This window comes from Legionella sp. 27cVA30 (assembly GCF_024160945.1).
GTDB lineage: Bacteria > Pseudomonadota > Gammaproteobacteria > Legionellales > Legionellaceae > Legionella_A > Legionella_A septentrionalis.
Genome location: NZ_JAMYXK010000002.1, coordinates 72,877 through 96,936, shown reverse-complemented (window position 1 = coordinate 96,936; position 24,060 = coordinate 72,877). Strand labels below are relative to the sequence as shown.

The following is a 24,060-nucleotide window of genomic DNA, read 5'->3' as shown; positions in this document are numbered from 1 at the left end:
TAATTGTATGCAAATTAAAACCATTCTGCGCTTAATCGGCTTACTGCTGATGATTTTCAGCTTGAGCATGCTTACCCCTTTAATTTTTAATTTTATCTTTCATGAGGCATTTTGGATGCCTTTTGTTGCAGCGTTTACTGTTACTTGGGGAACAGGAACATTGCTTTGGTTTTGCTGCCGCAAACACCATCAGGAATTAAAAATACGCGATGGCTTCCTCATCGTTGTATTATTTTGGTTTGTTTTATGTTTCTTTGCCGCGCTGCCATTTTTATTTGCTATTGATGACCATACGCATGGCTTAACAGATGCCTTGTTTGAATCGGTTTCAGGGTTTACGACAACCGGCGCCACCATTATCACCCAATTGGAGGGTTTGCCGCATGCACTGTTATTTTACCGACAACAATTGCAATTTTTGGGTGGTATGGGAATTGTAGTATTAGCTGTAGCGATCCTGCCGATGCTGGGCGTCGGGGGCATGCAACTATTTCAGGCTGAAACCCCAGGTCCTATGAAAGAAACGAAGCTTACCCCTCGCATCGCGCAAACGGCAAAAGCCTTGTGGTTTATTTATTTTTTACTCACTTTATTGTGCATGCTGTGCTATTGGGCCGCCGGCATGCACTGGTTTGATGCTTTAGGAGAAAGCTTCGCCACAGTATCCACCGGGGGGTTCTCTGTGCACGATGCTAGTTTTGCATTTTATCAAAGCGATACAATTGAATTGATCGCCTGCGTATTCATGTTGCTTGGCGGAACCAATTTTGCCTTGCATTTTATGGCATTTAAGAAACGCAACCTTAAGCATTATTGGGAAGACGAAGAATTCCGCTGGTATATACTTATTTTATTCATCTCAAGCCTTGTAGTAATGGTAAGCCTCATTGCCTACAAATTTTATAAAGCGGATCATCATGCCTTCATAACCAGTTTGTTTAATGTCATTTCCCTGGCAACTACTACCGGGTTTATCTCGGCACCTTTTAGTACATGGCCCTCTTTCCTGCCCATTTTCATACTCCTCCTTGCCATCATTGGGGGCTGTGCTGCGTCGACGAGTGGCGGTGTGAAAATATTGCGAACCTTGTTACTTTTTAAACAAAGCCGTCGTGAAATGATCCGTTTGGTGCATCCGCACGCCATCATTCCGATAAAATTCGGCAAACATCAACTGGCAGAACCCGTTCTACAATCCATGTGGGGATTTCTTTCCGTGTTTATCGCCTTGTTTTTATTCTTAATGATTGTTTTTATGGCGTTTGGAAATGATTTCACCACTGCTTTTTCTGCAATAGTCGCAAGCCTTGCTAATGCGGGCGCAGGCATTGGAGCATTAAGCGTTACATTTACCGATTTGAACCTCCAGAGCAAGTGGCTGTTGATTTTTGCTATGCTGGCGGGTCGGCTGGAGATATTTTCTTTACTCATTTTATTTACTCGGGCATTCTGGCAAAAATAAGGGAATTAGGGAAGCCAGGCTGGCATAGCTTGATGCTTCGCGGCTTTATCGGGGTAAGGTTTAACATTTATAACTGTAATCTACCAGCGAATGCCAGTAAAAACTTAATGCGGTTCTTTTAATTTCCAACGCTTATGTAGCCACATCCATTGCTCAGGATGGGCTAAAATCATGCGCTCCAAAGCTTGATTGTAAGCCAGCGTGTTACGGTAAATGGATTCTTGGGTGGTTGCATAATCCTGCCAGGGAATGGGTTCAAAAAATTCCAATACGTGGCGGCCATCGGGTAAGCGGTAACTTGCCGCAGGAATGATAGGCAAATTGGTATGTCGTGCGAGACTGGCAAGGCTGCGATAAGTGCCCGCTTTTTTACCAAAAAATTCCACTGCGATACCGTCACGGTTTGCCAGCGAAGCATGCTGATCGAGCACGAAAACGACAGCATGCTTTTCTTCCAGGGCAGTACAGACTTGCTGCAGAGAATTTTTTTTAGGAATGACATGAAGGCCAGCGCGGTAATACCGCCTGAACAAAATTCTTTCTATGGTCTTGCTGCCTAACGTACGACGGATGAAATGGAACTGTCCTTTAAACTGCTTAAAGTTTAAAATTCCGCCCAATGGAGCAAATTCCCAATTACCAAAATGCCCGGTTAGAATTAAAACGCCTTTCCCCGCTTCAGCAATGCTCAATACACGCTCATGGCCACGCACTTCAACTTTTTCACGTAATTTTTCCTCAGACATAAAGCGAAGCACACACATTTCTTTAAGGGATGTTGCAAGGTGTGAATAGAACGCCTTTGCCAGATGAATTCGCTGCTGCTCGTCTAAAATCTTGCCAAATGCCTGATTGATATTGTTTAAAATCACTTGCCGGCGATAAGGTAAACAATGATAAATTAGCCTGCCGGCCCAAGAGACCGGCAAGTGATTAATATAATTTACTAATTCAGACACAAGCTTTTATCACCAAACAAGTATTAATGCTTGCAAACCCTCTGTTGACTACCACAGCATAGGGTTTTGTGGGCGCCAAGGTACGGTGTTCTTTGCAAATGTTGAGGCCTTCACAGCCTTTTGCGGGCGAGGCAAAATTCGCTATACCGGGGATACATTGGGTGTGCAAAGCATACGTTGCCAATGCAGTATCCAATACGCCGGCAGCACTGAGAGTATGCCCCATGGACCATTTAAAAGAAGTCAATGGAATATGGTAATCAGCAAAAACATTTTGGAGCGCATGCGCTTCGCTAACATCGGATTGTTTATTGCCATTACCGTGAGCAATCAAAAGGCCAACCTCTTCTTTACGGATTTCCTGTTCGGCGAGTGCAGCTTCCATCATGGCCGCCAAATGCTTGCCTTCCGCTTCCAGGGCAAATAATCCGGATGCCTCGGTTGCCCCTTTGCCGCCCATGATCTCGGCATAGCAAGATGCCGAACGCGCACGAGCACTTTGCTCGCTTTCCAAAACTAATGCAGCGGCGCCTTCTGATAGCAAGGTCCCATCATGATCGCTATCAAAAGGCTTTAAATGACGTGCGCTTAATAAGCCTAATTTTTCATAATAAAATAAGCCCTGGGGTTCGGTTCCCAAATCATAAGCAACAACTACAGCGCGTTCCGCCTGCCCGCTTTTGATTGCATGATATGCTTCCAGAATAGCTTGCATGCCGCCGACCGCATGATTGGTGATGTTATGGTTGGGGCCTTTAAAACCATAGGTGATACCGGTATAAGCCAAGACATTATTCGGTAAAATGCGCAATAACCACATGGGATGCACTTCCCCGAAAAGTTGGCTTGCAAATTTTTGCATGTCCTTGCCAGACTTACTCACTAACGATAAGAAATCATATTGCTGGCAATATTTATTACCTGGGGAACCTACATAAATTCCTGTTTCATCATTAAATTGCTCCGCATCCTCCAGGCTGTCGCGATAAGTTAATAAACCGCTATGTTCCACAGCTTGGATGGCAGCATTCAAGCCGATGACATCCTGCCGGGAAATGACTTTTATTAATTTACGATCAGGAAGCATCTTTGCCGGTTGGAAATTCTGTAGCTCACCACCAATGCGATGGGTCCAGGAAGATAAATCCCATTGTTTGATGTCACCGATGCCTTGCTTGCCTGTCAAAATGGCATTCCAGGTTTGCTCCAAGGTCGCCCCTGAAGCGGTAAGCGCACCCAACCCTGTAATAAAGACACGTCGCGTATTATTCATGGGACGCTCCCTCAAATTCAGGATGCTTAAACAACAGACAGCTGTTGGAGCCGCCAAAACCAAAGGAGTTGGACAATACCACGCCCAAGGATTTTTCACGGGGGCCTTCTGTAACATAATCCAAATCGCATTCAGCATCAGGCGTGGTTAAATTTGCTGTCATAGGCACGTGTGCATGTTTAATCGCTAAGACGGATAAAACGGCTTCAAGAGCTCCTGCTGCTGCAATTAAATGCCCTGTCTGGCTTTTAGTTGAACTAACCGGCAAGCGATATGCCGTTTCGCCAAATACTGCTTTTATTGCATTGGTTTCACTTAAATCATTCATTTTGGTAGAAGTACCGTGCGCGTTAATGTAATCCACATCCGCCGGGCGAACCCCGCCATCCCGCAACGCTTGCTCTATTGCTTGTCTGGCGCCATCGCCATTGGGATGGGAATCTGTAATGCGGTAGGAACTGAGCGTATTGCCCTCTCCGGCTAATTCCGCGTAAATATGTGCCCCACGCGCTTTTGCTTTTTCCCACGCTTCCAGGATTAAAAAGGCAGCTCCCTCACCCAAAACAAATCCATTGCGTGTGCCATCGAAGGGGCGGCTTGCCGTTTGCGGTGTATCATTAAACGTAGACAAGGCACCCAATAAGCAGAAACTGGATAAGCCTAAGGGATTTATCATGGAGTCAAAGCCGCCGGCCAACATAAAATCAGCATCGCCACGCCGGATAACTTGCATGGCAAGACCTAACGCTTGCCCGCCAGAAGCGCATGCCGTATGCACGGAACTTGCATAACCCTTGATACCAAACTGCTGGATCAAGAGTGACAACCCTGAATTGGACGTGGTTTTGCCAAAATCGGTGAGCTTATGGAATTCCCGGGATTCTTGATGCAAGCGCTGCCAATCGATTTCACCGGTTGCTGCACATGCTTCTTGGAAACGATGCAGATAATCGTATTCTGCCGTCATCATGCCACTGCCAGTTACTACTCCCCAGCGGCAAGCCGTTTGTTCGGTAGGTAAAACACCCGCGTCGTTGAATGCCTGCAATGCTGCATCCAAAGCAAAATGGGTAAACGACATGGCAAAACGTGTGTGCTTACCGGTTAACTCGGGCGATGGAGAAAAATTTTTTACTTCCGCGGCAATGCGGGCAGGAAAACAAGAAGCATCAAATTGCTTTATTTCAGCGATGCCGGATTGCCTAGCCATTAAATTGTTCCAGGTAGAAACGACATCATTACCTAAAGGGGATACCACGCCGAGGCCCGTAATCGCAACTCGTCTTTTTTTCATACTACACCTCTGCAGTCAATACCATTTCCAAAACGCAAACTCGCTTGCCTGCCACTTCGCTGCGAAACGCAAGGATGAGTTCTTCTTCATCACGTTGCTTCACGCTCAGCTGACAAGCAATAACATCACCTGGCTGAACGAAATCATTCATTTTGATCTTGCGCATTTCCCGAACCTGATAGCCTTGTGTAAATTGGGCACGTGCAAGGAATTCGCGGGCCAGGTTTAGCTTGCACTCAAGCAATACCGTCATGGGCAGCACCGGCTTATTGGGAAAATGATCAGGAAAATAAGAGGCGGCGCGGTTAATGAATTTCTCGGCACATAATTGCTCGCCAGGCGTGCTGCTAACAATGCGGTCAAAAGACATGTTCGCGCACGAAATTTGTGCAGGCGCCGCAGGCAATATTTCAATCCCCGCCGGCGCAACAAGGGGCCAGTGGCCAGGCCTGTTGATTTCCGCAAACTGCCTGCGAACGCACTCCGGAGCAATAAAATCCTCCATCGGCAGCAACGGGCCTAAGGCATTTTCGATACGAAATACGATTTCATCACCCACGCGTGCCACGCTATGGTAGCGCACCGCAGCATCATCCAAAGCATCGATAAAGGATTCCAGCAGCAGGGTTTCCCCGACGTACACAGAACGATGCAAATGAGCGCTCGCCACTACGCCTGCCACAGGCCGTGAGGTAAAATCGTTGTGCAGCATGACATTCCATGCCGCCAACTGCCCCAAAGTTTCGCCAATCAGGGATGGGATAAAACACCATTTACCCTCACCGTCTTGGCAAAGGTAATGGTCGTCAAAGGTAACATGCTTTATTCCACATACATATTCAGCAGGGGATAATTGCAATATTCTGTCAACAAATAAGAAACGCATTAGGCCACATGTTCACGAGTTTTTTGCTCTTGCACCGCAACCACGATTAATTTACAAAAAGTTTCCACGGTAAACAGCAGAGGAATTTCACTGACTTTCATGTTGGGTTTAAAATGATCAGCCGGAACTTCGCTTAAATAATTTTTTAAAGCATTCATACCGGGCTCGGTGAGGACACCGCCTTTCTCAAATTCGTCTTCCGCCAAATCACCACGGGCATTTTTTTCCAATTGACCGCGAGGGATCTTAATGTCAAATTCTTTTTCTAATTGAAAGACCAAATCAAGGAAATCAATAGACTCTGCCCCTAAATCACCAATTAAGCGGCTGGTTAAGGAAATTTCATCTTCGTCAATGACTAATACATCAGCGATAATTTCCCGAACTTTGGGATAAACGCTTTCTACATTCATGTTATACCTCTGAGCTTACTAATCTTCAAATCTCGGGAGTATATCATAAGTTTCATGAGTGCAGCTATCATAACGCAAGAAATAAGTCTAGCCTATGATATTGTATCCAGCATCCACATAAATGATTTGTCCTTTAATCATTTCCGCTTCCGGCAAACACAATAAATAAATGGTATTGGCCACGTCTTCCGGCAATAAAGGGCGGCCTGCCAATGAATGCGCTTGGTATTCATCCAGTAATTGCTCACGGTTTGGAAAATGCTTTAACGCATCCGTATCGACTACGCCAGCAGAAACGGTATTGACGCTGATGCCATCTTCCGCCAGTTCAAGGCTAAGCGAGCGCACCAAAGCTTCCAGCGCAGCTTTTGAAGCACCGATAAAGGCATAATTGGGGATAGCACGCGACGCACCCAAGCTTGATAAGGCAATAATACGTCCACCGCGCGGCATCATGGCGCGCGCTTCGCTTGCTAAATGGTTCAATGCCAAAGCATTGGTTTCCAGGCACCAGCGCCAATGTTTGGTGGACATTTTCATGGCGGGCTTTAACACGCCGCTAGCCGCATTGCTGATTAAGAAATCCAGCCGGGAAAAATGTTGGCGAAATTGCCCCATCAATTCCTTTACGGAAGCATGATCCGCCACATTGCCTTGAATGGCTAATGCCCGCCGGCCTAATGCCTGAATTTCGCCCACTAAGGCTTGCGCACTATCGGAGCTATTGTAATACACAATGGCTATGTCGCAGCCTGCTTTAGCTAATTTTAAGGCAGTTGCCCGGCCTATACCCCGTGCCCCACCGGTAATTAAAGCAACCCTATCGGCAAATAGCTGGTTCATCAGTCAATCTCTGCAAGAAAAATGCACAAGCTAACGCGATTCAATGCATCTGTCAATAAAGTTTGTTCTTACAGTAATTTTTCGATTTTAGCTGCTGCGCGTTTGCCTATAATTAATGTATTCTTTGCATTATCTGAGCATAATCATGAGCGCATTTAGCAAAACTGAAGCTATGGATCTTATGGCTGGACTCCAGCAGCAGTAAAAATTTTGTCAAACAGCACGTCACAACGCATGAAAAAAGCAATAACTCACTTAAAGCTGAACGTGAAAAACAAAGAGTGAGAAGAAAATAGCCTCAAACGAGAATGAAGAAAAATTAAGAATCAATTCCTTGAATTAAATGCAAGCTAGATTTTATTTATGCAATATATTTTGCAAGCGATTTATTTAGCTGTAATTTTTCATCATCTGCACAAAATTGAATAATTTATTATCATTGCAAGCGTTGCAATTAAACTATTCACACGTGGCTCACTATTGGGTAACCTTAAGATTATGCTTGTTTCTACATACCTATCTTTGTACCATCATGCCATGTTTTGCTAGTGTGAACCGCGGTAATGAAACAAACTTGGTCCCGAAGCGTTTTCCCCATTGCGGCTATATTTTCCTTCCGCATGCTTGGCTTATTCATGCTAATTCCAGTATTTACTATCTACGCCCCGACTTTGCAAGCGGCAACCCCCGCTTTAATTGGTATAGCATTGGGAAGTTATGGTCTAAGCCAGGGCATTTTACAAATACCTTTTGGCTTGTTGTCCGATCGCTTGGGAAGAAAACCTATGCTAACCCTGGGCCTGACACTCTTTATTTTAGGAAGCTTATGGGGCGCATTAACTACTTCCATCTACGGCATGATTGCGGCACGTATTTTACAAGGAATGGGAGCAATTGGCAGTGTACTGGTGGCGCTGCTGGCTGATTTGACACCGGATGAAGAACGCACCAAAGCGATGGCGGTAATCGGTGCGACCATCGGTTTATCATTTACGCTCGCCATGGTCATAAGCCCCGCCATCACGCGTTATTTTGGCTTATCGGGCATATTTTATTTCACAGCAATCCTGGCTTTTCTAGGCTTATTCTTGTTGCATTTCGTCATACCAACTCCCAAGAAGGAACCGTTTCATATCGACAGTGAAACTAATCCTAAATTATTCAAAACCGTTATCAGTAACCCGCACTTACAACGTTTAAACGTAGGCATTTTTTCCCAACATTTTATTTTAACCTCTACTTTTTTCGTACTCCCTTTGCTGTTGCAAGAACATATTGCGCAAGGCCACTTAACACAATCCTGGCATTTTTATTTACCGCTGATGCTATTCTCATTCATCGCCATGATCCCATTTATTGTTTTTGCTGAACGCAAACATAAATTTAAAATGATTTTTTTAGCTGCTGTGATATTAACGGCATTATGTCAAAGCATACTCATTCCATTGCATACCTCATGGTTTGCCTTCTGTACGGTAATTTTTTTATACTTTGTCGTATTCAATTTGCTTGAAGCCAGCCTGCCTTCGCTCGTTTCCAAACAAGCGAATCCCGAAAGCAAAGGCACCGCCATGGGTATTTACTCCAGCAGTCAGTTTCTGGGAATTTTTGTTGGTGGTGCCCTGGCCGGTTTCATATTTCAATGGGCAGGCATTAATGGCATATTCTTCATTAATACTTTGCTGGCTTGCATCTGGTTTATCGTGGCATTGCCCATGCAGCCTAACTTGTATCAAACTACCTTACTTGTTCCTTTCCCTGATGAAAAAATAAGCAATGATTTAATCGCAAAGCTAGGCAAAATTCCAGGTGTGCACCAGGTTACCTTGGCGTCAGATGAACGCATCATTTATTTGCGAATTGATAAATCCCGCTATAAACCAGGCAGCGCAGAAAACTTATTTAAGGCTTGATTTAGTCGTTATCCTGTGTCTTCTTACTCTACGCAAGGGCATAAATATTCAGTATAATGGCTTGCTAACTATCGCATAATGGAGAATTCAATGGCTCGCGGGATTAACAAAGTTATATTGGTAGGCAATGTCGGCACGGATCCTGAAATCCGCTACATGCCAAACGGCAATGCGGTCGCTACTTTATCGGTTGCAACCAGTGAAGCATGGAAAGATAAACAAACTGGGGAAAAACAAGAACGCACCGAATGGCACCGGGTAGTATGCTTTAATCGTCTGGGTGAAATAGCAGGCGAATACATTCGCAAAGGCGCCAAACTCTATGTGGAAGGCAGCTTGCGCACACGAAAATGGCAAGATCAGCAAGGCCAGGATCGCTACACTACTGAAATCGTAGCTGCTGATATCCAAATGCTGGACAGCAAGAGTCCAGGTGCGGGAGCAAACAATTATAGTGAAGCACCTCCCATGCACCATGAAAATTCTCACACCCCGGTAAAACCGTCACAAAAAACCGCACAAGAAGCATTTGATGAGCTGGATGACGATATCCCATTCTAAAAGCCTGAGTAAAGTTTAATTATTTTATAAGCCCATGGATTTGGGCTTTTTATTTTAAAAATAGTATAAAATTACAAATATAAGCTTGCAGGTATTTGCTATCAAAACATGACAAGAAAGCCACATATGAGCAGTAAACAATCTCTATTAATTCGACTTTTATAGAATTTATTACACAATCGCCAACGCATTTATTTACAATGATGAAATTTTATAAAAATGATTATTTTCGCTAGAATATGATTTCTGGGTAAACTTTCATTTAATTTTCAATCATTGCATGGCCAGATGTTATGAATGATTTTTGCCGTTGGGTGGAATGCATTCAAAAAATCATCAATACCTATGCAAACATGCATGCCTGTCATTAGGTACGCACAGTAAACACGAGAGCATTTATTTATGAAAAAAGCGGTTATTCTTTTCTCTGGAGGACTCGATTCAACCACAGTTCTGGCTTTCGCTAAAAATCAGAATTTTGATTGTTATCCCATCAGTTTTAATTATGGGCAAAAGCATTCGATTGAGTTACAAGCAGCTAAAAATATTATCCGGCATTTTGACATCAAGCAGCATAAAATCATTGAACTTTCACCAAACATGTTCGGCGCATCGGCATTGACAGAAGATACAATTACTGTACCTGCCTACAAAGAAGACCGTGCATCCAGCATTCCTATTACTTATGTGCCCGCGAGAAATACCATTTTCCTCTCTATCGCTTTGGGCTATGCGGAAAGCATCGGTGCTCAGGATATTTTTCTGGGCATCAGCCATGTTGATTATTCGGGTTATCCAGATTGCAGACCTGAATACCTACAAGCCTTTGAAAAACTAGCCAACCTGGCTACCAAAGATGCGGTGGAAGGTAAAAAAATAACTGTGCATGCTCCTTTGCTCTATTTAAGCAAAGCAGAAACCATCAAGCTCGGGATTGCAAATGGTGTGGATTATGCTTTCACCGTATCATGCTACAATGCCAATCCTTCTGATTTTTCGGCATGCGGGTATTGCGACAGCTGCACGTATCGCAAGAAAGGTTTTGCCGAAGCAGGCATAGCAGATCCAACCCGATACGCCTCACATAATAAGCTTTAGTCTAAGCAACTTTTCAATGGATGATGTTAAGCATATTCCTTTGGCTACACCACATCGCAATCATAATAAAAGGCAAGGAGATAACAGTTGAACTTACTTGGGTGACAGAAGCGGCATGTTCCAATGTTGCTGTACCAGCTTCTGAACGCAGGCTTTACAAAAGAAACTTAAAACGATTTATAAAAAAACAAAAAAGCCAGGACAAGCCTGGCTTTTTACTACTGATTTTTATTCCTCAGTAGCTTCTGGTCTGTCTACCAATTCAACAATTGCCATAGGGGCATTGTCGCCTGGACGAAAACCGCATTTTAACACACGAACATAACCACCGGGACGCTTTGCATATCTTGGCCCTAGGGTTGTAAACAATTTGCCAACTGATTCTTTGCAACGTAAAGAAGCAAAAGCTTGTCTTCGGCTTGCTACTGAATCGGATTTTCCAGTAGTAATCAATGGCTCAATATAACGACGTAATTCTTTTGCTTTCGGCAATGTCGTCTTAATCAACTCATGCTTGATTAAAGAACAGCACATGTTTGAAAACATCGCTTCTCTATGGCTGCTTGTACGACTTAATTTACGTCCGATATTACGATGACGCATAACAAAAACTCCTAAATTTATTCGCCAAGGTTCTCTGGCGGCCAATTCTCAAGTTTCATCCCTAATGATAAAGAGCGGGAAGCCAGAACATCCTTGATTTCGGTCAGTGATTTTTTACCCAAATTTGGTGTCTTCAACAATTCATTTTCTGTTTTCTGCACCAAATCACCGATGTAGTAAATATTTTCAGCTTTTAAGCAGTTTGCTGAACGTACAGTTAGCTCCAGATCATCCACAGGGCGTAACAGTATGGGGTCGAATTCATTACGCTCTTTATGATCAAGGCGTGACTCTTCAAACTTCATATCAACAAACGCATGCAACTGACGTTGCAGGATGCTGGCTGAAATTCGAATGGCTTCTTCCGGATCCAGAGTACCGTTCGTTTGTAAATCAATAGTTAACTTGTCCAAGTCAGTACGATTTTCCACACGCGCATTATCGACAAAATAAGCAACTTTACGTACAGGTGAAAAAATACTGTCAATTTTTAACTTGCCTACAGATTTCTTTTGTACTTCTTCATCCAGAGCATAGTGAGCGAATGTTTCAGTAGAGCGGAAACCTACTCCTTTTTCGACCTTTAAAGTCATATTGAGTTTTCCATTCTCATTCAAGTTAGCAATGACAAAGTCTGGATTTAATATTTCAACACCGTGAGTCAGCTGAATATCACCGGCAGTAACTTGGCAAGGACCTTGCTTGTTCAAAGTCAAGGTAGCTTCATGTCCGACGGAAATTTTAACAGCAACTTCCTTCAGATTTAGAAGAATATTCACTACGTCTTCTTGTACGCCTTCAATCGTGCTGTATTCATGCAGCACGCCTTCAATTGTAGCTTCGGTGATAGCACTGCCTGGCATGGAAGAAATTAAAATTCGTCTCAATGCATTACCAAGAGTATGCCCAAACCCACGCTCTAAGGGTTCGAGTACAATTCTTGAGTGATTAGGCGTCTCAGACTGCACTTTTAAAACCTTAGGGGTCAGCATTTCATTAATATCAGTATACATTCGGCTATGCCTCCAGTTTTACTTAGAGTAAAGTTCTACCACCAAGTTAACGTTAAAATCAGCAGGTAGATCATTCAATGTTGGCAATGACGTAAATGTACCTTTCAAAGAATTTGCATCTACATTCAACCAGGCACAAGGTGCACGCTGTTCAGACAATGCGATTGCAGCTTGAATACGGCCCTGATCTTTTGCTCTTTGCCGAATTGACACAACATCGCCTGCCTTAACTAAATATGACGCTATATCAACAATTTTGTCATTGACCAAAATAGCTCGGTGTGAAACCAATTGTCTTGCCTCAGCACGTGTGCTGGCAAATCCCATACGGTACACAACGTTATCTAGACGTCGCTCCAAAGCAATCATCAGGTTTTCGCCCGTGGCACCTTTTTGCCGGCTAGCCAGCTTATAATAGTTACGGAATTGCTTTTCTAGCACGCCATACAAACGTCTAATTTTTTGCTTTTCACGTAATTGCAAACCATAATCGCTTAAACGTGGGCGCTTATCACCGTGTTGACCAGGCAACTTCTCAGCTTTGCATTTTGATTTATAATCACGAACACCACTTTTAAGGAATAAATCGGTCCCTTCTCTACGTGACAATTTACACTTTGGACCAAGATATTTAGCCATTGAATACTCCTGAGTCTTTATACACGACGTTTTTTAGGCGGTTTACAACCATTATGAGGTATACCCGTTACATCGGTTATTTCTACGATTTTAAAATCCTGCGCTATCAATTCACGAATAGTTGATTCACGGCCAGGTCCCGGACCATGTACAAAAACAGCTACAGACTTCATGCCATATTCTTTGGCAGTAGCTGCTGCTCTTTCAGTAGCAACCTGGGCTGCATAAGGTGTACTTTTACGTGAGCCACGGAAGCCCGAACCACCCGCGGTAGCCCAACACAGCGCATTACCCTGGCGATCAGTAAAAGTAATGATTGTATTGTTAAAGGAGGCATGTACGTGAACAATACCATCTGATACTACACGTTTAACCTTTTTTCTTACCCTTTGTTGTTTTGCCTTAGCCATCTTAATTTCCTACGTGAAAAATCAAACCACAGTGCCTTTACGTCGACCTTTTCGTGTTCTAGCATTTGTCTTCGTACGCTGGCCTCTCAGTGGCAAACCTCTACGGTGACGTAAACCTCGGTAACAACCAAGATCCATCAGACGCTTAATATTCATGCTAATTACACGGCGTAAATCGCCCTCAACTGTTATTTTTGCAATCTCATTTCTGAACAATTCCAGTTGGTCATCACTCAATTGCGACACTTTTGTCGCAGGATCAATACCAACTTGTTGGCATAATTTAAGAGATGTTGGCTTTCCAATACCGTAGATCGATGTAAGTGCAATTACTATGTGTTTATTATCCGGTATGTTCACACCTGCAATACGAGCCATTAATTTCTCCGATCGTTATTTGCTCTGCCGAAAGGGACAGAAGAATACTAGTTTCATTAATTAAAATCAAGCTTGTTAGCCTTGCTTTTGCTTATGCCGGGCATCTTTACAGATTACTCGCACAGATCCACTGCGCTTAATAATTTTACAGTTGCGGCAAATTCGCTTTACTGACGCTCTAACTTTCATTCTTATTAACTCCAAAAAAAATCATAACAGACCCGGCAATTTCGTGCCTTTAAAATTGGCTTTTTTCATTAATGAATCATATTGCTGGGTCATCAAATGGGCTTGTATTTGTGCAACAAAATCCATAATTACGACAACAATAATCAATAATGAAGTACCACCAAAATAAAAAGGAACATGCCATGTATACATTAGCAGCTGGGGCAACAAACAAACTAAAACCAAGTATATTGCACCAACTAATGTCAAGCGTGTCATGACCTGATCAATGTATCTTGACGTTTGTTCTCCTGGTCTAATTCCAGGAATATAAGCACCAGACTTCTTTAAATTGTCAGCTGTATCTTTCGGATTAAATACCAACGCTGTATAGAAAAATGCAAAAAACAAAATCGCAACAGCATATACAATTAAGTACAATGGTTGTCCGGGTGATAAAGCCATGCCAATGTCAGCCAACCAATCCATTCCCTTGCCGCGAGCAAAAAATTGAGCCAAAGTTGCAGGCAACAAAATAATACTTGATGCAAATATAGGTGGAATAACTCCAGCCATATTAATTTTCAAAGGTAAATGGCTTGATTGTGCTGCATAAACTTTGCGCCCTTGCGTTCTTTGCGCATAGTTTACACGAATTCGCCGTTGTGCGCGCTCTATAAACACAACAAACCCAGTTACCAACACAACGATTACTGCTATTAATATCAAGGTTAATGCCTGCATTTGCCCTTCTTTTACTTGTTGCAAAACAGAAGCAATTGCACTAGGCATGCTTGATACAATCCCAGAAAAAATGATAAGAGAAATGCCATTTCCTATCCCTTTTTCGGTAATTTGCTCACCAAGCCACATAAGAAACATTGTACCAGTAACTAAAGTGACTACAGCCGTAAAATAAAAAAATAAATCCGGTTGCAATGCAATCTGCTGGCTGGCTAACCATCTTGCCATTCCCAATGACTGGAATATAGCCAAGAATAAGGTTAAATAGCGCGTGTACTGATTTAATTTCCGCCGGCCCGATTCGCCTTCTTTTTTCAATTGTTCCAACGATGGAACGACAACTGAAAATAACTGAATCATGATGGAAGCAGAAATATATGGCATGATCCCGATAGCAAATACAGTGACTCGTGATAATGCGCCACCAGAAAACATATTGAACAAGCCAAAAATAGTATTTTGTTGTTCGTTAAAGAAATTTGCTAGCTTTTGCGGATCCAGACCTGGAACAGGTATATGCGCTCCAAGTCTGTATACCAAAATCCCAATAACCACAAATAGCAATCTTGACTTTAGCTCAGCCAAGCCACCACGAGCTAGACCGGATGTTGCTTGTTTCTGGTTTTTCATAGTCACTCTTCTATGCTTCCACCCAGATCAGTAATTGCTTTACGTGCACCCTGGGTTACACGAAGGCCTCTAAGCTTGATAGCAGTGGTTAATTCACCAGACAAAATGACTTTAACATCCAATATGGACTTATTAATTAATCCAGCAGCTTTTAAGGCAGCCAAATCAATTACTTCTGCATCCAACTTAGCCAGTTCGCCTAAAGTAACTTCATCAATTGTCTTAGCAACGCGCGATTTAAACCCCATTTTGGGCAAACGGCGTTGGATAGGCATCTGACCGCCTTCGAAATTGATTTTGTGATAGCCACCAGCTCTGGCTTTTTGTCCTTTGTGACCTTTTCCGCTTGTTTTACCAAGTCCGGAGCCTATACCGCGCCCTAAACGCTTACGGCTAGTGCGTGCGCCTGGTGCAGGAGAAAGTGTATTTAACTTCATTATGCGCTCTCCTCAACCTTAACCAAGTAGCTAATTACATTCACTAAACCTCTAATTTGTGGAATATCTTGATGTATAGCTGAATGGTTCATTTTACGTAAGCCTAGCTGCCGAGCAATTTCAATATGTTTGGGCAGTCGGCCAATCAAACTTTTAACGAGTGTGATTTTAATTTTGTTATTGTTCATGATTAACCTGCCGTAATTTCTTCAACGGTCTTACCGCGCTTGGCAGCGACGTAATCCGGTGTACCAATATTGGTCAGCGCACCAACTGTTGCACGGACAATATTGCTTGGATTGGTGGAACCAATGCTTTTAGCTAAAATGTTTTGTACGCCCAAAACTTCAAGAACAGCCCGCATTGCACCACCGGCAATAATTCCTGTACCTTCACTGGCAGGCTTCATAAATACTTTAGAGGCACCATAGTTCCAAGTGATTTCATGATGAATGGTTGTACCTGCAAGAGGGACATACACCATGTTTTTACGTGCTTGATCCATTGCCTTTTGAATAGCAATCGGAACTTCACGAGCTTTACCACGACCAAAGCCAACCTTACCCTTACCATCACCAATTACTACCAAAACTGCAAATCCAAAAACCCGACCGCCTTTTACTACTTTAGCAGTACGCGTTACGGATACTAATTTCTCTTGGTAGCCATCAGTTTTTGTTGATTCATCTAATGCCATAACCGTTCCTTAAAAATCCAAGCCCGCTTCACGAGCACCATCTGCCAGCGCTTTAACTCGGCCATGATATTTATAACCTGCTCGGTCAAACGCTACTTGAGATATGTTTTTCTCTTTGGCACGCTGCGCCAATAATTTGCCAACCTGCTGTGCTTGCTCGCACTTATTGCCTTTCAAAGTGGCTTTCAATTCTTTATCTACAGTAGATGAAGATGCAAGCACTTGATCGCCATTTAAGCCTTTTTCTACAATGAGTGCATAAATATGCGATGCACTGCGACGAACTACCAGTCTAGGACGGTTAGAGCGGGAGCTTTTAATAACAGCTTTTGCTTTAGCAGCTCTCCGTTCACGGGCTTTCAATTTTGTCATGATTTACACCTTATTTCTTTTTCGCTTCTTTGCGAATAATCACTTCACCAGCGTATTTAACACCTTTCCCTTTATATGGCTCAGGTGGACGGAAAGCACGAATCTCGGCTGCAACTTGTCCTAAAAGCTGGTTATTAATACCTTTCAGGATGACGGTCGTGTTGTTAGGCGTCTCTACAACCACACCTTCAGGCAGGTTGTAATCAATGTTATGAGAATAACCAAGCGATAATGAAACAGATTTGCCTTTAGCTTGCGCACGATAACCTACGCCTACCAGTTCAAGAGTCATTTCGAAACCGTCGGTAACACCTTTTACCATATTATTTACTAAAGCACGTGCTGTTCCAGCTTGTGCCCAAGCATTTGGGTCATTTGAAGCAGGTTTAAAAATAACTTTTTTACCATTTTCTTCAGTCGTTTGTACATCAACCAGTCGATTGCGATGCTGGGTTAATGAACCTTTGGGCCCTTTTACTGTTACTGTATCTTTATCGACTGTCAATTCAACATTGGCCGGCAGAACAATAGGGGCTTTTGCTACTCTAGACATATCTATCCTCGTTCTTTATTACGCGACTTCACAAATAACTTCGCCGCCTACACCACTCTTTTTTGCCTTAATGTGCGACATCACGCCTTCAGAGGTTGATAAAATAGCGATACCGAACCCTGGTACAGCAGACAATTGTTTTGCTGATTTATAAATCCGCAATCCAGGTCGGCTGATACGCTTAATTCGCTCAATAACCGGGCGCCCGTGATAATACTTAAGCTGCAAAGTAATTTTCTTAAGGTTATTATCCAAGGACTCAACAGCGTAGTCTGCTATGTATCCTTCATCTTTTAGCACTTTTGCAATTGCTTCCTTTAAGTTTGACGAAACTAACGTCACATACTGATGCTTTGCTTGCTGGCCATTCCTAATTCGGGTCAGCATATCAGCAACGGGATCATGCATACTCACAATCTTTCTCCAATGAATAAATGTTCTTACCAGCTGGACTTTCTGCCGCCAGTAACGTTTCCACTCATCAACTGCTGGCGTAGGCAAATTCTGCAGAGTCCAAATTTACGGTATACAGCATGAGGACGGCCACATTGTTGACAACGTGTACTAAGACGAACAGGATTCGAGTTAACCGGTAACTTGGCTAGCTTCGCCTGAGCTGACATGATTTCATCAAAATCAGTAGATGACTTAATGAGGTCTTTTAATTCAGCTCGTCGAGCTCTATATTTTTCTACTAGATGAGCTTTTTGATTCTCACGTTCTATTATAGATTTTTTAGCCACAGTTATACCCTTCTTATTTTCTATCTTTATCTTTTAATGGAAGATTAAAGGCCTCTAATAAAGCTTTAGCTTCTTCATTCGTTTTTGCGCTGGTCGTGATGCAAATATCAAGCCCACGAATACCATCAATTTTATCAAAATCGATTTCAGGGAATACGATTTGCTCTTGTATCCCCATGCTGTAATTGCCGGTTCCGTCAAATGATTTAGGATTTAAACCCCTAAAATCACGCACCCGTGGCAAAGCTACAGTAATCAATCTATCTAAAAATTCATACATGCGGTCTTTACGCAGAGTAACTTTACATCCAATAGGCCAGCCTTCGCGAATTTTAAAACCGGCGATGGATTTTTTTGCACGCGTAACAACTGGCTTTTGACCAGAGATTCTTGTCATGTCTTCGATTGCAAAGTTCATTACTTTTTTGTCGCCCACTGCTTCACCAACCCCCATATTCAGGGTGATTTTTTCAATTTTGGGGACTTGCATGACACTTTTGTAGCCAAATTTTTTCATCATCATTTCGACTACATCTTTTTTATAAAATTCTTTCAGTCTAGCCATTTCCATCACCTAATTAAACAAGGTCGATTACTTCATCATTTGATTTGAAGTATCTTACCTTGTATCGATTACCGTCTTTCTCAAGAAACTTGAACCCAACTTTATCGGCTTTTTTCGTGGCAGGATTATATAAAGCTACATTTGAAGCGTCTAATGGAGCTTCTTTTGCTATAATTCCACCCTTTTGGTTTATTTGAGGATTTGGCTTGACGTGTTTCTTAACGACATTAGCGCCTTCAACTACCAGCTTTTCCCCAACCACACGCAGTACCTTGCCTACGTGATTCTTACTTTTTCCGGCTGTCACAATGACTGTATCGCCTTTTTTAATGCGTTTCATAAACAATCCTCACAATACTTCAGCGGCAAGAGAAATAATTTTCATGAATCGCTCTCTTAGCTCGCGAGTTACTGGCCCGAAAATACGGGTACCAATAGGCTCATACTGGTTGTTTAAAAGTACGGCAGCATTTCCGTCAAAGCGGATTAAAGATCCGTCATCGCGACGCACACCTTGGCTTGTACGCACTACAACTGCATTCATCACAGCACCTTTTTTAACTTTGCTGCGTGGAATGGCTTCTTTAACACTGACTTTGATAATATCACCAATGCGTGCATAACGCCTATGCGATCCGCCAAGCACTTTGATACACATTACTTTGCGCGCGCCACTATTATCTGCGACATCGAGCACGGTCTGCATTTGTATCATTCTATTCTCCAGCTCTAAATTCGACCAGAAAAAGGCTGCTGATTATATCAGCCTTCTTGGTTTTTTAAAAGTAATCAAATTATGAATATTAAGAAATTACTTCGACTAGGACCCAGCTTTTCAGTTTTGACAGAGGTCTGGATTCACGAATTTTCACAATATTACCAATTTTACATATTTGATTTTCATCATGAGCGTGTAATTTGGTTCTACGCTTCATGATTTTTCCATATTTTGGATGCTTAACCGTACGTTCAACCATGACAACTATGGTTTTTTGCATCTTGTCACTAACTACTTTACCAATCATTGTTCTGGCATTTGATTCACTGTTTGACATATTAATTACCTGCCTTTTCAGTCATAAGTGTTTTAATTCTGGCAATCAATCTTCTTACTTTGGAAACTAAATGTGTCTTATCCAGTGTGCCATTAGCCTTTTTCATGCGTAAGTTAAACTGTTCTTTACGTAAAGAGAGCAACTCAGTCTGCAATTCATCAATCGTCATGTTTTTCAGTTCATTTATACTTTTCATCACATCACCTTGCGCTCTTCAAATACAACTTTGAATGGTAGCTTTGCTTTAGCTAAATCAAATGCTTCCATTGCAAGTTCTTTACTCACACCTTCCATTTCAAAAAGAACTTTGCCAGGCTGAATTTGAGCAACCCAGTACTCAACGTTACCTTTACCTTTACCTTGCCGGACTTCTAAAGGTTTTTGTGTAATTGGTTTGTCAGGGAAAACGCGGATCCAAATTTTACCACCACGCTTGACATGACGAGTCATGGCACGACGTGCTGCTTCAATTTGTCTTGCCGTCAAACGGCCTCGTTCTACCGCTTTCAAACCAAATTCGCCAAAGCTGATCTTGGAACCTCTTAGTGCCAGACCACGATTTCGGCCTTTCATTTGCTTACGATATTTTGTTCGTTTTGGCTGTAACATAATTCAAATCCTCACTTCTTATCGCTGTCAGCACTACGGGTTTTTTGTGTAACAGTCTCACCCTTAAAGATCCAAACTTTGACGCCAATAATACCGTAGGTTGTTTTAGACTCAGCAGTGCCATAATCAATATCAGCACGGAAAGTATGCAAAGGAACTCGGCCTTCTCGATACCATTCACTTCGCGCAATCTCTGCACCACCCAAACGACCGCTTACGCAAATTTTAATGCCTTTGGCACCAGCTTTTAACGCAGACGTAACAGCACGCTTCATTGCACGGCGGAACATAACACGTTGTTCCAACTGTTGAGCAATGCTCTCAGCAACAAGCGTCGAATCCAGTTCGGGTTTGCGAACTTCTTCGATGTTTAAATGTACCGGCACACCAAGCTCAGCAGAAATTTCACTGCGTAAAGACTCAATACCGCCACCTTTTTTACCAATTAAAACACCAGGACGAGCGCTATGGATGGTTACTACTGCATTATTAGCAGGACGCTCAATCTGGATGCGGCTGATAGCAGCTGCCATCAATTTCTTTTTTAATTGTTTACGCAAATTGATATCTTGATTCAATAACTGTGCATAATTTTTGCTTGCGTACCATTTTGAGTTCCAATCTTTAATAATGCCAAGGCGTATACCGATTGGATTTACTTTTTGTCCCATTGCTATTCCTCGTCAGACACTTTAATGGTGATGTGGCAAGTACGCTTGCTTATACGATTTGCGCGGCCTTTTGCACGAGGGCTAATACGTTTTAATGTAACCCCTTCGTCTACGCACACCATACCTACTTTCAGTTCGTCAATATCCGCGCCATTATTATTTTCTGCATTAGCAATAGCAGATTCTAATAATTTCAGCATTAACTGCGCCCCTTTTTTAGGGGTAAACCTTAGTACTTCCACTGCCCCTGAAACGTTCATATTACGAATCATGTCAGCAACCAATCTGCCTTTCTGAGCAGATAATGGTGCATTTTTTAATCTAGCTGTAACTTCCATCATTGCCCTCTTTACTTACCTTTGGCCTTTCTGTCACCAGCATGGCCCTTGAATGTGCGAGTCATGGCAAATTCGCCTAACTTATGACCAACCATGTTATCCGTAATGAACACAGGAACATGATCTTTGCCGTTATGGACGGCTATGGTTAAATCAATCATTTCTGGAATGATTGTAGAACGTCTTGACCAAGTCTTAATCGGCTTTTTAGATTTAGACTCAACAGCCGCCTCCACTTTGGTAAGCAGGTGATGATCAACAAATGGACCTTTTCTAACAGAACGTGCCACTTTTATATCCTCTTAACGAATTATTTTTTCTTGCGTCTTCTTACAATAAACTTGTCAGTCCGTTTATTACTTCTTGTTTTATAACCTTTGGTTGGTACACCCCAAGGAGTCACAGGATGACGGCCACCAGAAGTTCTTCCCTCACCACCTCCATGAGGATGGTCAACTGGGTTCATTGCAACGCCACGGACGGTCGGTCGTACACCACGCCATCTCTTTGCGCCGGCTTTACCCAAAGAGCGAAGACTGTGTTCACTATTGCTTACTTCACCAACAGTAGCGCGACAAGCAATTAGAACTTTCCTCATTTCGCCAGAGCGAAGTTTAATAGTTGCGTAAGCACCTTCTTTTGCAACGATCTGTCCACTGCAACCAGCACTGCGTAACATTTGTGCACCTTTGCCAGGCTTGAGTTCAACACAGTGAATGGTTGTACCTACCGGAATATTTTTTAAAGGCAGGCAATTTCCATTGCTGATCGGAGAATCATCCCCACTTACAATCACATCCCCTTGCTTCAAATGGGATGGGGCAATAATGTACCGCCGTTCGCCATCTTTGTAAACAACTAAAGCAATTAATGCAGAACGATTTGGATCATATTCTATTCGTTCAACCTTGGCTTCAATCCCATCTTTATTGCGCTTAAAGTCGATTAAACGGTATTGTCCGCGAATACCGCCGCCAATATGGCGTACCGTAATTCGACCTTGGTTGTTGCGCCCACCGGTTTTATTCAGCTTTTCTGTCAATGCTGCGTGCGGTTTGCCTTTATGGATATGATGGTGAACAACCCGCAGCTCACTGCGCTTTCCAGGTGACGTAGGTTTTGATTTTAATAATGCCATCTTAATCTGCCTTTTATTCTGTTACGCTGAAGTCGATATCGTAGCCTGACTGTAAAGTAACAAACGCTTTTTTCCAGTCACTACGCTTACCGAGCATCTGTCTGAAGCGTTTTTGTTTGCCTTTCACATTCACCACAGATACGTTTTTAACTTTTACGTTAAAAATATGTTCAACAGCTTGTTTAATTTCATTCTTAGTAGCATTTTTAAGCACTTTAAAAGTAAACTGCTTAAAATGCTCAGCCATAACAGTTGTTTTCTCAGAGGTATGCGGCTCTCTTAGAACCATCATTAATCGTTCAGCATTCATTGTAACTGCTCCTCTAATTTCTTGATGGCATCTTTAGTAATTAAAACCTTTTCAAAGCGCAGTAAGTTTACCGGATCTAATCCGACAACATCACATACTTCATATTGAATGAGATTACGTGAAGCCAAGTATTCATTTTCACCGATTTCATCCATGACAATTAACGCATTTTCTAAATTAAGTTCCTTCATTTTTTGCATAAAATCTTTAGTTTTCAATGAAGGGCACTGAAAATCGCTAACCACTATTAAATTTTCTGTACGCTGCAGCTCAGAAAGGATACTGCGCATGGCACGCTTATACATTTTGCGGTTTAATTTCTGTGAATAATCACGCTTTTTGGAAGCGAAGGTAACACCACCACTACGCCACAAAGGGCTGCGGATCGTCCCGGCACGAGCGCGGCCAGTGCCTTTTTGATTCCAAGGTTTTTTACCGCCGCCACGAACTTCTGAACGGGTTTTTTGCGCACTATTACCACTACGTGCATTATTCATGAACGTTACAACAGCTTGGTGAACCAAACTTTCATTGTAGTCATAGGCAAATATTGCCTCACTAACGTCAAACTTTGCGTTTGTATCTCTTGTTTCTAATTGCATCATTGGCCCCTTACTTGCTTTTTAGTTGCGGGCTTAACTTCGACTCGGGCTCCCGGAGCACCAGGAATAGCGCCTTTAATTAAAAGCAAATTACGCTCGTTATCAACTTTTACTACTTCCAGCGATTGTATGGTGCAGCGTTTGTTACCCATTTGCCCAGCCATCTTTTTGCCTTTGAATACACGGCCAGGGGTCTGGTTTTGTCCAATTGAACCTGGGACACGGTGTGAACGTGAATTACCATGCGTAGCGTCTTGTGTGCGGAAGTTATGACGCTTAACCGTACCGGCAAATCCTTTACCTTTGGAAATTGCAGACACATCTACGAATTGACCTTCGTTAAATACATCGGCAACAGTCAAGCTTTGTCCCAGTGTGTACTGGTCAATATCATCCAAGCGGAACTCGCACAGCATATCTCCTGCTTCAACTTGTGCCTTTGCAAAGTGACCTGCCATAGCTTTGTTAACTCGGCTCGTTTTTTTTGTGCCAGCTACTAACTGTACAGCTGTATACCCATCAACATCGACATTTTTCAATTGTGAAACGCGATTGGCGTAAACTTCCACTACAGACACAGGAATAGATTTTCCTTCTGTTGTAAAAACTCGCGTCATACCGATTTTACGGCCTAATAAACCGATCGTCGTCATTTTAACACCTCTTTAAATATCCTGTGTCCA

Annotated in this window: 37 protein-coding genes; 4 read left to right on the top strand and 33 right to left on the bottom strand. The window is 42.7% G+C overall.

Annotation, left to right across the window (positions count from 1 at the left end; translation table 11 throughout):
- Positions 1 to 7 precede the first annotated feature (7 nt).
- A complete protein-coding gene (locus NKV53_RS05705) occupies positions 8 to 1,462 on the top strand; it encodes a TrkH family potassium uptake protein (protein WP_126954268.1) in 1,455 nt (484 codons plus the stop codon).
- Between the two features lie 104 nt (positions 1,463 to 1,566).
- Here the strand turns inward: NKV53_RS05705 and NKV53_RS05700 are convergent, their stop codons facing one another.
- From NKV53_RS05700 to fabL, 6 genes are all read right to left on the bottom strand, one after another.
- On the bottom strand, positions 1,567 to 2,421 hold the full coding sequence (locus tag NKV53_RS05700; protein WP_126954269.1) for a lysophospholipid acyltransferase family protein: 855 nt from the start codon (positions 2,419 to 2,421) through the stop codon (positions 1,567 to 1,569).
- Positions 2,414 to 3,694, bottom strand: a complete 1,281-nt coding sequence (locus NKV53_RS05695; protein WP_126954270.1) for a beta-ketoacyl synthase — start codon at positions 3,692 to 3,694, stop codon at positions 2,414 to 2,416. The genes NKV53_RS05700 and NKV53_RS05695 overlap by 8 nt, the downstream gene beginning before the upstream one ends.
- On the bottom strand, positions 3,687 to 4,988 hold the full coding sequence (locus NKV53_RS05690) for a beta-ketoacyl synthase (protein ID WP_126954271.1): 1,302 nt from the start codon (positions 4,986 to 4,988) through the stop codon (positions 3,687 to 3,689). The genes NKV53_RS05695 and NKV53_RS05690 overlap by 8 nt, the downstream gene beginning before the upstream one ends.
- 1 nt (position 4,989) lies before the next feature.
- On the bottom strand, positions 4,990 to 5,874 hold the full coding sequence (locus NKV53_RS05685; protein WP_126954272.1) for a hydroxymyristoyl-ACP dehydratase: 885 nt from the start codon (positions 5,872 to 5,874) through the stop codon (positions 4,990 to 4,992).
- Positions 5,874 to 6,287 carry an acyl carrier protein gene (locus NKV53_RS05680; protein WP_126954273.1) on the bottom strand — a complete coding sequence of 138 codons (414 nt, stop codon included), beginning with the start codon at positions 6,285 to 6,287 and terminating at the stop codon, positions 5,874 to 5,876. The genes NKV53_RS05685 and NKV53_RS05680 overlap by 1 nt, the downstream gene beginning before the upstream one ends.
- An 87-nt stretch (positions 6,288 to 6,374) precedes the next feature.
- The gene (gene fabL / locus NKV53_RS05675; RefSeq protein WP_126954274.1) at positions 6,375 to 7,130 is read right to left on the bottom strand and encodes an enoyl-[acyl-carrier-protein] reductase FabL; all 756 of its coding nucleotides are present in this window, start codon (positions 7,128 to 7,130) and stop codon (positions 6,375 to 6,377) included.
- Between the two features lie 563 nt (positions 7,131 to 7,693).
- Here fabL and NKV53_RS05670 point away from each other — a divergent pair.
- The 3 genes from NKV53_RS05670 (at position 7,694) to queC (ending at position 10,702) form a co-directional block, all read left to right on the top strand.
- The gene (locus tag NKV53_RS05670; RefSeq protein ID WP_253350841.1) at positions 7,694 to 9,043 is read left to right on the top strand and encodes an MFS transporter; all 1,350 of its coding nucleotides are present in this window, start codon (positions 7,694 to 7,696) and stop codon (positions 9,041 to 9,043) included.
- Between the two features lie 90 nt (positions 9,044 to 9,133).
- Complete coding sequence (gene ssb, locus NKV53_RS05665; RefSeq protein WP_127111538.1) at positions 9,134 to 9,604, top strand: single-stranded DNA-binding protein; 471 nt, start codon at positions 9,134 to 9,136, stop codon at positions 9,602 to 9,604.
- 402 nt (positions 9,605 to 10,006) lie between these two features.
- On the top strand, positions 10,007 to 10,702 hold the full coding sequence (gene queC / locus NKV53_RS05660) for a 7-cyano-7-deazaguanine synthase QueC (protein ID WP_127111539.1): 696 nt from the start codon (positions 10,007 to 10,009) through the stop codon (positions 10,700 to 10,702).
- 228 nt (positions 10,703 to 10,930) lie between these two features.
- Here queC and rplQ read toward each other — a convergent pair whose 3' ends face one another.
- The 27 genes from rplQ to rplC all read right to left on the bottom strand — a co-directional run bounded on the left by rplQ (position 10,931) and on the right by rplC (position 24,030).
- Positions 10,931 to 11,305 carry a 50S ribosomal protein L17 gene (gene rplQ, locus NKV53_RS05655; RefSeq protein WP_127111540.1) on the bottom strand — a complete coding sequence of 125 codons (375 nt, stop codon included), beginning with the start codon at positions 11,303 to 11,305 and terminating at the stop codon, positions 10,931 to 10,933.
- A gap of 17 nt (positions 11,306 to 11,322) precedes the next feature.
- Positions 11,323 to 12,318, bottom strand: coding sequence for a DNA-directed RNA polymerase subunit alpha (gene rpoA / locus NKV53_RS05650; RefSeq protein ID WP_126954279.1), 996 nt, complete (start codon positions 12,316 to 12,318; stop codon positions 11,323 to 11,325).
- Positions 12,319 to 12,336: 18 nt separating this feature from the next.
- The gene (rpsD, locus tag NKV53_RS05645; RefSeq protein ID WP_126954280.1) at positions 12,337 to 12,957 is read right to left on the bottom strand and encodes a 30S ribosomal protein S4; all 621 of its coding nucleotides are present in this window, start codon (positions 12,955 to 12,957) and stop codon (positions 12,337 to 12,339) included.
- A 17-nt stretch (positions 12,958 to 12,974) separates the two neighbouring features.
- Positions 12,975 to 13,367 carry a 30S ribosomal protein S11 gene (gene rpsK / locus NKV53_RS05640; RefSeq protein WP_199737766.1) on the bottom strand — a complete coding sequence of 131 codons (393 nt, stop codon included), beginning with the start codon at positions 13,365 to 13,367 and terminating at the stop codon, positions 12,975 to 12,977.
- A 21-nt stretch (positions 13,368 to 13,388) separates the two neighbouring features.
- Positions 13,389 to 13,745, bottom strand: coding sequence for a 30S ribosomal protein S13 (gene rpsM, locus NKV53_RS05635; protein ID WP_126954282.1), 357 nt, complete (start codon positions 13,743 to 13,745; stop codon positions 13,389 to 13,391).
- A 75-nt stretch (positions 13,746 to 13,820) separates the two neighbouring features.
- Positions 13,821 to 13,934, bottom strand: a complete 114-nt coding sequence (rpmJ, locus tag NKV53_RS05630; RefSeq protein WP_126954283.1) for a 50S ribosomal protein L36 — start codon at positions 13,932 to 13,934, stop codon at positions 13,821 to 13,823.
- Positions 13,935 to 13,955: 21 nt separating this feature from the next.
- Positions 13,956 to 15,287 (bottom strand): preprotein translocase subunit SecY, encoded by a 1,332-nt coding sequence (gene secY / locus NKV53_RS05625; protein WP_126954284.1) that lies wholly within the window; start codon positions 15,285 to 15,287, stop codon positions 13,956 to 13,958.
- Between the two features lie 2 nt (positions 15,288 to 15,289).
- A complete protein-coding gene (rplO, locus tag NKV53_RS05620) occupies positions 15,290 to 15,724 on the bottom strand; it encodes a 50S ribosomal protein L15 (RefSeq protein WP_126954285.1) in 435 nt (144 codons plus the stop codon).
- Positions 15,724 to 15,912 (bottom strand): 50S ribosomal protein L30, encoded by a 189-nt coding sequence (rpmD, locus tag NKV53_RS05615; RefSeq protein WP_126954286.1) that lies wholly within the window; start codon positions 15,910 to 15,912, stop codon positions 15,724 to 15,726. The genes rplO and rpmD overlap by 1 nt, the downstream gene beginning before the upstream one ends.
- Positions 15,913 to 15,914: 2 nt before the next feature.
- On the bottom strand, positions 15,915 to 16,421 hold the full coding sequence (gene rpsE / locus NKV53_RS05610; protein WP_126954287.1) for a 30S ribosomal protein S5: 507 nt from the start codon (positions 16,419 to 16,421) through the stop codon (positions 15,915 to 15,917).
- A gap of 9 nt (positions 16,422 to 16,430) precedes the next feature.
- Positions 16,431 to 16,793: a 50S ribosomal protein L18 gene (rplR, locus tag NKV53_RS05605; RefSeq protein ID WP_127032650.1), complete on the bottom strand. Its 363-nt coding sequence runs from the start codon at positions 16,791 to 16,793 to the stop codon at positions 16,431 to 16,433.
- A gap of 10 nt (positions 16,794 to 16,803) precedes the next feature.
- Positions 16,804 to 17,346, bottom strand: coding sequence for a 50S ribosomal protein L6 (rplF, locus tag NKV53_RS05600; protein ID WP_126954289.1), 543 nt, complete (start codon positions 17,344 to 17,346; stop codon positions 16,804 to 16,806).
- An 18-nt stretch (positions 17,347 to 17,364) separates the two neighbouring features.
- Positions 17,365 to 17,760 carry a 30S ribosomal protein S8 gene (gene rpsH / locus NKV53_RS05595; RefSeq protein ID WP_126954290.1) on the bottom strand — a complete coding sequence of 132 codons (396 nt, stop codon included), beginning with the start codon at positions 17,758 to 17,760 and terminating at the stop codon, positions 17,365 to 17,367.
- A 26-nt stretch (positions 17,761 to 17,786) separates the two neighbouring features.
- Entirely contained in the window at positions 17,787 to 18,089 is a 303-nt protein-coding gene (gene rpsN, locus NKV53_RS05590; protein WP_126954291.1) for a 30S ribosomal protein S14, read from the bottom strand.
- Positions 18,090 to 18,102: 13 nt separating this feature from the next.
- Positions 18,103 to 18,654 carry a 50S ribosomal protein L5 gene (gene rplE / locus NKV53_RS05585; protein WP_126954292.1) on the bottom strand — a complete coding sequence of 184 codons (552 nt, stop codon included), beginning with the start codon at positions 18,652 to 18,654 and terminating at the stop codon, positions 18,103 to 18,105.
- A 13-nt stretch (positions 18,655 to 18,667) separates the two neighbouring features.
- Positions 18,668 to 18,994, bottom strand: coding sequence for a 50S ribosomal protein L24 (gene rplX / locus NKV53_RS05580; RefSeq protein WP_126954293.1), 327 nt, complete (start codon positions 18,992 to 18,994; stop codon positions 18,668 to 18,670).
- A gap of 9 nt (positions 18,995 to 19,003) precedes the next feature.
- Positions 19,004 to 19,369 carry a 50S ribosomal protein L14 gene (gene rplN, locus NKV53_RS05575; RefSeq protein WP_126954294.1) on the bottom strand — a complete coding sequence of 122 codons (366 nt, stop codon included), beginning with the start codon at positions 19,367 to 19,369 and terminating at the stop codon, positions 19,004 to 19,006.
- An 88-nt stretch (positions 19,370 to 19,457) separates the two neighbouring features.
- A complete protein-coding gene (gene rpsQ, locus NKV53_RS05570) occupies positions 19,458 to 19,709 on the bottom strand; it encodes a 30S ribosomal protein S17 (protein ID WP_126954295.1) in 252 nt (83 codons plus the stop codon).
- Position 19,710: 1 nt separating this feature from the next.
- Positions 19,711 to 19,905 carry a 50S ribosomal protein L29 gene (gene rpmC, locus NKV53_RS05565; RefSeq protein ID WP_126954296.1) on the bottom strand — a complete coding sequence of 65 codons (195 nt, stop codon included), beginning with the start codon at positions 19,903 to 19,905 and terminating at the stop codon, positions 19,711 to 19,713.
- Positions 19,905 to 20,318, bottom strand: coding sequence for a 50S ribosomal protein L16 (gene rplP / locus NKV53_RS05560; RefSeq protein WP_126954297.1), 414 nt, complete (start codon positions 20,316 to 20,318; stop codon positions 19,905 to 19,907). The genes rpmC and rplP overlap by 1 nt, the downstream gene beginning before the upstream one ends.
- 11 nt (positions 20,319 to 20,329) lie before the next feature.
- Positions 20,330 to 20,989 (bottom strand): 30S ribosomal protein S3, encoded by a 660-nt coding sequence (gene rpsC, locus NKV53_RS05555; RefSeq protein WP_126954298.1) that lies wholly within the window; start codon positions 20,987 to 20,989, stop codon positions 20,330 to 20,332.
- A 2-nt stretch (positions 20,990 to 20,991) separates the two neighbouring features.
- Positions 20,992 to 21,327, bottom strand: coding sequence for a 50S ribosomal protein L22 (rplV, locus tag NKV53_RS05550; protein ID WP_126954307.1), 336 nt, complete (start codon positions 21,325 to 21,327; stop codon positions 20,992 to 20,994).
- An 11-nt stretch (positions 21,328 to 21,338) separates the two neighbouring features.
- A complete protein-coding gene (gene rpsS / locus NKV53_RS05545; protein ID WP_126954299.1) occupies positions 21,339 to 21,617 on the bottom strand; it encodes a 30S ribosomal protein S19 in 279 nt (92 codons plus the stop codon).
- A gap of 20 nt (positions 21,618 to 21,637) precedes the next feature.
- Complete coding sequence (rplB, locus tag NKV53_RS05540) at positions 21,638 to 22,465, bottom strand: 50S ribosomal protein L2 (RefSeq protein WP_126954300.1); 828 nt, start codon at positions 22,463 to 22,465, stop codon at positions 21,638 to 21,640.
- A gap of 13 nt (positions 22,466 to 22,478) precedes the next feature.
- Positions 22,479 to 22,775 carry a 50S ribosomal protein L23 gene (gene rplW / locus NKV53_RS05535; RefSeq protein WP_126954301.1) on the bottom strand — a complete coding sequence of 99 codons (297 nt, stop codon included), beginning with the start codon at positions 22,773 to 22,775 and terminating at the stop codon, positions 22,479 to 22,481.
- Positions 22,772 to 23,377, bottom strand: coding sequence for a 50S ribosomal protein L4 (gene rplD, locus NKV53_RS05530; RefSeq protein WP_199737772.1), 606 nt, complete (start codon positions 23,375 to 23,377; stop codon positions 22,772 to 22,774). The genes rplW and rplD overlap by 4 nt, the downstream gene beginning before the upstream one ends.
- Positions 23,377 to 24,030 carry a 50S ribosomal protein L3 gene (gene rplC, locus NKV53_RS05525; RefSeq protein ID WP_126954303.1) on the bottom strand — a complete coding sequence of 218 codons (654 nt, stop codon included), beginning with the start codon at positions 24,028 to 24,030 and terminating at the stop codon, positions 23,377 to 23,379. Before rplC ends, rplD begins: the two co-directional genes overlap by 1 nt.
- Positions 24,031 to 24,060: the final 30 nt, after the last annotated feature.

Bases quoted from the DNA above. Each gene is read 5' to 3' on its own strand.
- NKV53_RS05705 (WP_126954268.1), top strand. From the start codon at position 8: ATGCAAATTAAAACCATTCTGCGCTTAATCGGCTTACTGCTGATGATT.
- NKV53_RS05695 (WP_126954270.1), bottom strand. From the start codon at position 3,694: ATGAATAATACGCGACGTGTCTTTATTACAGGGTTGGGTGCGCTTACC.
- NKV53_RS05690 (WP_126954271.1), bottom strand. From the start codon at position 4,988: ATGAAAAAAAGACGAGTTGCGATTACGGGCCTCGGCGTGGTATCCCCT.
- NKV53_RS05685 (WP_126954272.1), bottom strand. From the start codon at position 5,874: ATGCGTTTCTTATTTGTTGACAGAATATTGCAATTATCCCCTGCTGAA.
- NKV53_RS05680 (WP_126954273.1), bottom strand. From the start codon at position 6,287: ATGAATGTAGAAAGCGTTTATCCCAAAGTTCGGGAAATTATCGCTGAT.
- fabL (WP_126954274.1), bottom strand. From the start codon at position 7,130: ATGAACCAGCTATTTGCCGATAGGGTTGCTTTAATTACCGGTGGGGCA.
- NKV53_RS05670 (WP_253350841.1), top strand. From the start codon at position 7,694: ATGAAACAAACTTGGTCCCGAAGCGTTTTCCCCATTGCGGCTATATTT.
- ssb (WP_127111538.1), top strand. From the start codon at position 9,134: ATGGCTCGCGGGATTAACAAAGTTATATTGGTAGGCAATGTCGGCACG.
- queC (WP_127111539.1), top strand. From the start codon at position 10,007: ATGAAAAAAGCGGTTATTCTTTTCTCTGGAGGACTCGATTCAACCACA.
- rplQ (WP_127111540.1), bottom strand. From the start codon at position 11,305: ATGCGTCATCGTAATATCGGACGTAAATTAAGTCGTACAAGCAGCCAT.
- rpoA (WP_126954279.1), bottom strand. From the start codon at position 12,318: ATGTATACTGATATTAATGAAATGCTGACCCCTAAGGTTTTAAAAGTG.
- rpsD (WP_126954280.1), bottom strand. From the start codon at position 12,957: ATGGCTAAATATCTTGGTCCAAAGTGTAAATTGTCACGTAGAGAAGGG.
- rpsK (WP_199737766.1), bottom strand. From the start codon at position 13,367: ATGGCTAAGGCAAAACAACAAAGGGTAAGAAAAAAGGTTAAACGTGTA.
- rpsM (WP_126954282.1), bottom strand. From the start codon at position 13,745: ATGGCTCGTATTGCAGGTGTGAACATACCGGATAATAAACACATAGTA.
- rpmJ (WP_126954283.1), bottom strand. From the start codon at position 13,934: ATGAAAGTTAGAGCGTCAGTAAAGCGAATTTGCCGCAACTGTAAAATT.
- secY (WP_126954284.1), bottom strand. From the start codon at position 15,287: ATGAAAAACCAGAAACAAGCAACATCCGGTCTAGCTCGTGGTGGCTTG.
- rplO (WP_126954285.1), bottom strand. From the start codon at position 15,724: ATGAAGTTAAATACACTTTCTCCTGCACCAGGCGCACGCACTAGCCGT.
- rpmD (WP_126954286.1), bottom strand. From the start codon at position 15,912: ATGAACAATAACAAAATTAAAATCACACTCGTTAAAAGTTTGATTGGC.
- rpsE (WP_126954287.1), bottom strand. From the start codon at position 16,421: ATGGCATTAGATGAATCAACAAAAACTGATGGCTACCAAGAGAAATTA.
- rplR (WP_127032650.1), bottom strand. From the start codon at position 16,793: ATGACAAAATTGAAAGCCCGTGAACGGAGAGCTGCTAAAGCAAAAGCT.
- rplF (WP_126954289.1), bottom strand. From the start codon at position 17,346: ATGTCTAGAGTAGCAAAAGCCCCTATTGTTCTGCCGGCCAATGTTGAA.
- rplE (WP_126954292.1), bottom strand. From the start codon at position 18,654: ATGGCTAGACTGAAAGAATTTTATAAAAAAGATGTAGTCGAAATGATG.
- rplX (WP_126954293.1), bottom strand. From the start codon at position 18,994: ATGAAACGCATTAAAAAAGGCGATACAGTCATTGTGACAGCCGGAAAA.
- rplN (WP_126954294.1), bottom strand. From the start codon at position 19,369: ATGATACAAATGCAGACCGTGCTCGATGTCGCAGATAATAGTGGCGCG.
- rpsQ (WP_126954295.1), bottom strand. From the start codon at position 19,709: ATGTCAAACAGTGAATCAAATGCCAGAACAATGATTGGTAAAGTAGTT.
- rpmC (WP_126954296.1), bottom strand. From the start codon at position 19,905: ATGAAAAGTATAAATGAACTGAAAAACATGACGATTGATGAATTGCAG.
- rplP (WP_126954297.1), bottom strand. From the start codon at position 20,318: ATGTTACAGCCAAAACGAACAAAATATCGTAAGCAAATGAAAGGCCGA.
- rpsC (WP_126954298.1), bottom strand. From the start codon at position 20,989: ATGGGACAAAAAGTAAATCCAATCGGTATACGCCTTGGCATTATTAAA.
- rplV (WP_126954307.1), bottom strand. From the start codon at position 21,327: ATGGAAGTTACAGCTAGATTAAAAAATGCACCATTATCTGCTCAGAAA.
- rplB (WP_126954300.1), bottom strand. From the start codon at position 22,465: ATGGCATTATTAAAATCAAAACCTACGTCACCTGGAAAGCGCAGTGAG.
- rplW (WP_126954301.1), bottom strand. From the start codon at position 22,775: ATGAATGCTGAACGATTAATGATGGTTCTAAGAGAGCCGCATACCTCT.
- rplD (WP_199737772.1), bottom strand. From the start codon at position 23,377: ATGCAATTAGAAACAAGAGATACAAACGCAAAGTTTGACGTTAGTGAG.
- rplC (WP_126954303.1), bottom strand. From the start codon at position 24,030: ATGACGACGATCGGTTTATTAGGCCGTAAAATCGGTATGACGCGAGTT.